This is a genomic window from Caulobacter sp. GW821-FHT09B11 (assembly GCF_059418205.1).
The window spans coordinates 82,059-88,094 of the sequence record NZ_JBWKPK010000025.1 but is presented as its reverse complement, the minus strand read 5'-3'; the positions used below and the strand labels follow the sequence as shown (position 1 = coordinate 88,094).

General features: G+C 72.3%; 5 protein-coding genes. All 5 read right to left on the bottom strand.

Going from position 1 to position 6,036, the window contains the following annotated elements; translation table 11 throughout:
* Positions 1-141: 141 nt before the first annotated feature.
* The 5 genes from AC07N1_RS18405 to AC07N1_RS18385 all read right to left on the bottom strand — a co-directional run bounded on the left by AC07N1_RS18405 (position 142) and on the right by AC07N1_RS18385 (position 5,896).
* The gene (locus AC07N1_RS18405) at positions 142-1,809 is read right to left on the bottom strand and encodes a DUF6504 family protein (RefSeq protein ID WP_494673096.1); all 1,668 of its coding nucleotides are present in this window, start codon (positions 1,807-1,809) and stop codon (positions 142-144) included.
* Positions 1,721-2,497: an ImuA family protein gene (locus AC07N1_RS18400; protein ID WP_494673095.1), complete on the bottom strand. Its 777-nt coding sequence runs from the start codon at positions 2,495-2,497 to the stop codon at positions 1,721-1,723. The genes AC07N1_RS18405 and AC07N1_RS18400 overlap by 89 nt, the downstream gene beginning before the upstream one ends.
* A gap of 265 nt (positions 2,498-2,762) precedes the next feature.
* Positions 2,763-4,694: an HWE histidine kinase domain-containing protein gene (locus tag AC07N1_RS18395; RefSeq protein ID WP_494673094.1), complete on the bottom strand. Its 1,932-nt coding sequence runs from the start codon at positions 4,692-4,694 to the stop codon at positions 2,763-2,765.
* 102 nt (positions 4,695-4,796) lie between these two features.
* A complete protein-coding gene (locus AC07N1_RS18390; protein WP_494673100.1) occupies positions 4,797-5,492 on the bottom strand; it encodes a 2OG-Fe dioxygenase family protein in 696 nt (231 codons plus the stop codon).
* 5 nt (positions 5,493-5,497) lie between these two features.
* A complete protein-coding gene (locus AC07N1_RS18385) occupies positions 5,498-5,896 on the bottom strand; it encodes a group III truncated hemoglobin (protein ID WP_494673093.1) in 399 nt (132 codons plus the stop codon).
* Positions 5,897-6,036: the final 140 nt, after the last annotated feature.

The window sequence follows — 6,036 nt, the reverse complement described above, 5'->3', positions numbered from 1 at the left end:
AACGGGGGAGGTGGCGCGCTGCGGATACGCAGCGTGACGGAGGGGGCGAGTTCAAGCTCGGCGCCCAGTCTCGCCCCCTCCACCACTTCGCGGTCCCCCTCCCCCGCGTTGCGGGGGAGGAGTTCGCTCCACGCTCCTGGATCAACCAAACAGGCCATGCAGCCACCATTTCGGCATGTCGCCGTCGCCATAGAGCCCTTGCCGGTAGATCCAGAAGCGGCCGCCGGCCTCGTCCTCCACGCGGTAGTAGTCGCGGATCTTGCCCGGCCCCGCCGCGTCGAAGTCGCCGCGCCACCATTCCTGGCCGATGCGCTCAGGGCCTTCGGCGGCGCGCACGCGGTGAGGACGGCCGCGCCAGGTGAAGCGCAGGGGCGGGTCGTCGGGCAGCTTGGCCATCACCTCGATGGGTTCGGGCCGGCGGAAAAGGCGCGTCGGGCGTGGCAGGTCGGGGTTCCACGGTCGGGCGGTCGCCATCGGGGCCAGGGGCGCGGCGCGGGCCACGGCGCGTTCGGGAACGTGGCTCTCGACCGGATCGGGCCGCCAGACCCGGCTCTCGCCCAGGCGGTTGACCAGGCGATCGACCAGCGGGGCAAGGGCCTCGGCCGCGTCGAGCTCGGCGTCGATGCGCGACTGTCCCTGGGCCAGAGCCTCGACGGCGAAGGCGTGGACGGTGACCACGTCGATGCCGAACCCCGGATCGACCCGGTCGAGCTTGGGCGCGACCAGCTTGGTCAGCCGTCTGGCGTCGCGGCCCGGGCGCGCCAGGCCGACCGGCACGGCGAAGGCCTTGCCGTCCAGGCGGTGGAACACGACCTCGAAGCGCTTTGCGCCCCGCCCTTCGGCCTCCAGGCGCTTGCAGATCAGGGCCAGCACGTCGGCGGCGACGCGGGCCAGGTCGTCGGGCGCGCTGATCGGCTCGAAGAAGGCCAGGCGCTCGAACCACGGGCTGGCCGGACGGCGGAAGACCAGGGCCTCGCCCGCCGCGCCCAGGGCCTGGTCGAGGCGCTGGGTGAAGGAAAGGCCGAAGCGTTTGGCCATCTGGGCGCGCGGCAGGCCGTAGAGCTGGCCGACGCGATGCAGGCCAAGGCGCGGCAACTGGGCCTGCGCGGCCTCGTCCAGCCGCAGGGCCGCAACCGGCAGTCTCGCCAGCGCCTCGCCCTGGCCGCCGGGCGGGACCACCGCCTGGTCGCGGCCGGCCTCTCCATGGCGAGCAAGCCCCCAGGCGGCGCCGGCGGTGTCGGCGATCGCCGCGCGGGCCGGCACGCCCCAGCGGGCGAGGCGGTCGAGCAGGTCGGCCAGCATGGCGCCCTCCCCGCCCCACAGGTGATCGGTCCCGGTGATGTCGAGCAGCAGGCCGTCGTCGCCGTCGACCGCCACGGCCTGCGAGAAGCGCACGCACCAGTCGCAGAGGCTCTCCAGCGCCCGGCGGTCGGCCTCCGGGTCGTGGTCGGCGGTGACCAGCTGCGGGACCAGGGCCAGGGCGTCGGCGGCCTTCTGGCCGGCGGAGAGGCCCAGGGCCAGGGCTGCGTCGTTGACGGCGGCGAGGCGGCGGGTTCCGCGTTCGGAGACGAGGAGAGCGAAGGGGGGGTCTTGCGGCGACGAAGACCCCCTCCGGCCCTCCGGGCCACCTCCCCCAGAGGGGGAGGATTTTGGTCCACGCTCGTTAGATGCTCCCCCTCTGGGGGAGCTGTCGGCGAAGCCGACTGAGGGGGCCTCCCCCTCACCCGGCTCGGCGAAGGCGTTCGGGTGGTGTCTCAGCCAGGTCGTGATCGGCCAGTTCGGACACCACACGGAAAGGATGCGGGCCATGGTCGGCCTCCGAATGTTCCAGGATCCACGCCCCCGGGCGTCCGCCCCGGCAGCGTTCCAGCGTCACGCGCCAGGCGGGCGGGCCAAGTCCCAGGCCATCTGGCGGCGCGCGGCCTGGCGATGGACCCACGCGCCAGCGGCTGAAGGCGGCCGAGCCGGTCGCGCCCTTGGCCGGTCCGCCATAGGGCCGGCGGTGCAGAACCAGGCCGAAGCCTCCCGCCCGCTCGCAGGCCAGTTGCAGCCGGCGGCCGGCGACGAGGTCCGGCGCCTCGGCCTCGCCGATGGCGACGGCGACGCCGGGCGTGGCCAGGGCGTCCTCCAGCACCGAGAGCCCCTCGGCCTCGTCGCGGACCCGCACCACCACCAGCCGCTCGACCGGAAAGCCCAGGTTCACGAGGCCCGGAACGTAGAGGTCCGACCGCCGCAGCACCCAGACCACCGCCCCCTTGGCGGCCCGGGGCCGGGCCAGGAGCGCCGCGAAAGCGGCCGTGGCCGCCCCGCTCTCGCCCTCCAGGCCTTCGCCGACCACTTCGTGCCAGCCGCTTCTCGGCAGCCCCCCGCCGGGCAGATGGCCGTCGATGCGCGGATCGCCGAACGGCAGGACCGGAGTCGGAGTCCGAGTCCCCGCCTGAATGGCGGCGATCCGACCTCTGAGGGCCTCGATACGCGCCTCGCGCGAGCCAGGCATGGCGACCTCCGTTCCCATTTTGTTCTGATCTTTTGAGGGCGCGGAGTCAAGGTGCAGGGATGCGGCGGGATGTCTCTGCAAGGCCGTAACGCCTTCCTTTTCTTCCCGTCATTCCCGCCCTTGTGGCGGGAAGCCCTCTGTCAGCCGCAGATGTGGATGGGGCGGCGTGCTCAGCACGCCGCTGGCGCTTCACGTGAAAGCGGACCCAGGGGTTCCCGCCACAAGGGCGGGAATGACGGGAGCTTAAGGGGGTGGGGAAACCGACCTAGACCGGCTCCGCCCGCCGTCCCGCCAGGGCGCTGACCAGGGCCTCGGGCGCGGCAGGCTTGTGCAGCACGGGGCCGTCGTCGAGGCCGGGCTCCTGGTAGCCGGTCAGGTAGACGAAGGGGATGTCCCGTTCGATGAGGGCCTTGGCCACCGGCGTGACCATGCGGCCGCCGAGATTGACGTCGAGCACGGCCCTGTCGATCAGGCTGCTTTCGATCAGCTCCAGCGCCTCGTCGATGTCGCCGGCCGGACCGACCACCTGGGCGCCGGCCAGGGCCAGGACCCGGGCCAGCTCCATGGCCACCAGGGCCTCGTCCTCGACCACCAGCACGCGCTGGTCCTGCAGGCCGCCATCGGGCGCGGGCGACGGGGCGGCGGCGGAGCGTTCGAGACCGGCCGCGGCGGGCAAGGCGCCGCGCGTCAGCTCGAGCCGGCAATGCAGGCCCTCGGCCCGCCAGTCGTGCGAGACCTTGGCGCCCAGCTGCTTGCCGGCGTTCTGGATCAGGGTGGAGCCGAAGCCGCGGCGGACCGGCGCGACCGCCGGCGGGCCGCCGGTCTCGCGCCAGTCGAGGACAAGGATTCCCGCCTGCCAGTCCCAGCGGACCTCCAGGGTTCCGCCAGGCGCCGACAGGGCGCCGTACTTGCTGGCGTTGGTGGCCAGCTCGTGCACGACCAGGCCCAGCGACTGGGCCGCCTCGGCCCGGATCAGCACCGGCGGTCCGGAAAGGACGACGCGGGTCTCGTGCTCGAAGCCGTAGGCCTCCAGTTCCTGTTCCAGCAGGGCCCGCAGGTCGGCGCCGGTCCAGCGGGTGGTCGACAGCAGGCTGTGCGAGCGGGCCAGCGAACCGATCCGGCCGCTGAGCGCGGTGACGTACTGGCGCTTGTCGACGAAGGGAGTCAGCTGGACCAGCGACTGCACCACCGCCAGCACGTTCTTGGCCCGGTGGTCGACCTCGCGGATCAGCAGGCGCTCGGTCTCCTCGGCCTGGCGCAGCGCCGCCTCGCCGCGGGCGCGGGCGCTGGCGGCCCAGATCAGTTCGCCGACGTCGCCGACGAAGGCCACCTCGTCGGCGTTCCAGGTGCGCGGCTGCTCCTGGCAGACGAAGAGATAGGACACCAGCCGCCCGGCCTTGATCAGCGGCACGGCCACGAAGCCCAGGATGTCGAGCGCGGCGTAGGCCGGCAGGACGGCCGGATCGCGGGTGCGGACGTCCTGGCGGATATCGTCGATGACCACCTGCACCCCGGCCCGCAGGTCGTCGCTCATGGCCGGACCGAAGTCGTCGAGCACGAACAGCGGCCCGACCAGGGGCTGCACGCCCTCCCCGCCCCATTCGCCGATGATCTGGGTGGAGACGGCGGCCAGATCGACCTCGGCGTAACCGGCTCGCTGCACGCCCAGCTGCCCGGCCAGCACCTGGCAGGCGCGGTTGGCGATGGCGGCGACCTGGGTCTCCTCGCGCAGCTGGCGGCCCAGGTCGAGCATCAGCGCCCGGCGACGCTCGCGCACCAGCAGGCGGGCGAGTTCGGCCTCGGCCTTCTTGCGGGCGGAGATGTCGGTGACCAGCACGTAGTAGCCGAGCACGGCGCCGTCGGGGGCGATGTCGGGCACGTATTGCGCCTCGACATGGCGCACGCCCGCCCCCGCATAGGACAGCTCGCCCTCGAAGGTCAGGCTGCGCCCTTCCAGCGCGCCGTCGACATGGTCGCGCACCCGCTCGTAGGCGGCCTCGCCCATCACCTCGACGAGAGAGCGGCCCTCGATGTCGGCGCGGCGCACCCCGAACCAGGTCTCGTAGGCGCGGTTGACGAAGCGGTAGCGGCGGTCGGCGCCGACATAGCCGATCAGGATCGGGACCGCGTCGGCCATGGTCGCCGAGAAGGCGTCCCGACGGCCGGAGGCGGACAGCGAATGGGCGTCGTCGGTCATGAGGGCGGCGCTCGTTTCGCGAAGGAGCGGAGGCTTGCACGCCCTCTCCCCCAGGTGGAGTGAGACAAACGGTCGCGCCCCCTCGACCTTTGTCGGACGCCTCTAATCCTCCCGTCGGAAGGTGACCACCAGCACGTCGCGGCGCGCCTCGCGTCCCGCTTCGAGGGGGCTGATCGCCGTCACCCCGTGCAGGACCCTATGGTCGTCGAGGAACACCGCGTCCCCCGGCTCCGTCAGGGTGAAGGAGCCCAGGGCGCGACCGTCCGGGGCGAAGATGTCGGTGACTCCGCTGGCCACATTGTGGCGCTCCACCAGCATGACGATCACCCAGTCGACGCCGTCGCGGTGCATGCCCTCGGGCGTCGGCCGGCCGGCCTCGCCGTCGTGGGCCTCGATCCGGAACTGGTGCAGCTCGACATGCCAGGCGGCCGGAGGATCGACGGTCAGGGGATGAAAGAGTTCTAGGCCGGCCTTGAGCACGGCCGTGGTCACGGGATGTTCGGCGATGGCCTGCGTCACCGGCTCGAACCACCGCTGCACGCCGCCGTTCAGGGCGTTGTAGTCGCGGCTCTGATAGTGCGGCTGGTGCGGCTTGCGGGCGATCGCCCCATCGGCAAGGGCGGCGAAGGCCGCGAACCGGCGACGGCGATAACGGCCGCCGTCGGCCATGAAGCCGTCGACGCCCAGGTCGTTCCAGCTGTCGGCGAACACGTCCCAGTCGGGTGGGCCGCCCAGCAGGTCGCGGGTCCGCGCGGCCGGCACGATGGCGAAGCCTTCAGCCTCGATCCTCTCGGACAAACCGCTCACGCCGGCGCTCCCGGACGGAAGAAGAGGCCCAGCTTCAGCGAACGGGCGATGCGCTCGGCCTTCTCGCCGACGATCGCCGCGCGCGGGGCGTCGAACAGCTCCACGCAGGTGGCGTGGAAGAGATTGAGCCACGGCGTGAACATCCACTCCTGGAAGCCCTCGATCCGCTGGTGCACCGCCATGGGCGAGCCCTTGTAGCGGCCCGAGCCCTGCAGCACCGTCGCCCAGAAGTTCTTCAGCGTGGCCATGTGATGGGGCCAGGCGTCCTCGGCGATGACGTGGATGAAGATCGGCCCCAGGCGCGGATGGCGACGGACCTTGGCGTAGAAGGTCTCGACCAGGGCGTCGATCTCGGCGTCGGAGAAGGCGGGTTGCGGGGCTTCGGACTCGGACATGGGGCCTAAATGGTCCCAAGCGCGCGGCCAGCCAAGCTAGGGATGATCACTTAGGACCATCAGGCCCCCAAAAGTCGTCATCCCGGCCGGAGCGCGTAGCGCGTAGAGCCGGGACCCAGGGGCCGCCGCAATGCGTCGGC

Bases quoted from the DNA above. Each gene is read 5' to 3' on its own strand.
- AC07N1_RS18405 (WP_494673096.1), bottom strand. From the start codon at position 1,809: ATGGCCCGCATCCTTTCCGTGTGGTGTCCGAACTGGCCGATCACGACC.
- AC07N1_RS18400 (WP_494673095.1), bottom strand. From the start codon at position 2,497: ATGCCTGGCTCGCGCGAGGCGCGTATCGAGGCCCTCAGAGGTCGGATC.
- AC07N1_RS18395 (WP_494673094.1), bottom strand. From the start codon at position 4,694: ATGACCGACGACGCCCATTCGCTGTCCGCCTCCGGCCGTCGGGACGCC.
- AC07N1_RS18385 (WP_494673093.1), bottom strand. From the start codon at position 5,896: ATGTCCGAGTCCGAAGCCCCGCAACCCGCCTTCTCCGACGCCGAGATC.